The sequence below is a fragment of the Pseudomonas sp. EL_65y_Pfl2_R96 genome (genome assembly GCF_963970905.1).
Taxonomy (GTDB): domain Bacteria; phylum Pseudomonadota; class Gammaproteobacteria; order Pseudomonadales; family Pseudomonadaceae; genus Aquipseudomonas.
Genome location: NZ_CAXAQH010000258.1, coordinates 1 through 496 on the forward strand (window position 1 = coordinate 1; position 496 = coordinate 496).

Consider the following 496-nt stretch of genomic DNA (forward strand, 5'->3'; position numbering starts at 1 on the left):
GGTATCTTCGGCTATTCCTATCTCGAAGAGAATAAGGACAAGCTGAACGGCGTGCCGATCAACGGGGTCGAGCCGACCTATGAGACGATCGCGCGCGGGGCCTATCCGGGATCGAGCGCAGTGTTCCTCTACGTCAAAAAAGCCCATCTCAGCGCGATCAAGGGCCTGCGCGACTTTCTCGCGCTGTATGCCGCCTCGTGGGATCCCAAGGGTCCGCTTGTCGCCAAAGGCCTGATTGCCGCCCCGGACGACGTCCGCAAGCGCAGCGCGCAAATCCTGAAGGACGAGACCCTGCTCGACCCCAAGAAGCTGCTCTAGTCCTACACTCTTACGCGAAGTCGAACCCTCGCTTTGTCCATGCTCGCTCTTTTCCTGGTCATCGCCGGGCTCGGCCTCATCGGCTGGCTGACGGCGCGGTTGCGCGCCGTCAGCTTTCGCCGTGGCAGTACCGCGCGGTTCAGCTCGCTGCCCTCGCACTTCGGCGGCTATGTCGCCT

At 62.5% G+C, this 496-nt stretch carries 2 protein-coding genes; both read left to right on the forward strand.

Features of this window, described 5'->3' with window-relative positions:
- A partial coding sequence (locus AACY49_RS30505; RefSeq protein WP_445262682.1) for a PstS family phosphate ABC transporter substrate-binding protein occupies positions 1–318 on the forward strand: 318 nt, incomplete at its 5' end.
- Positions 319–357: 39 nt separating this feature from the next.
- Positions 358–496: phosphate ABC transporter permease family protein (locus tag AACY49_RS32030; RefSeq protein WP_445262683.1), on the forward strand; the 139-nt coding region annotated here is incomplete at its 3' end.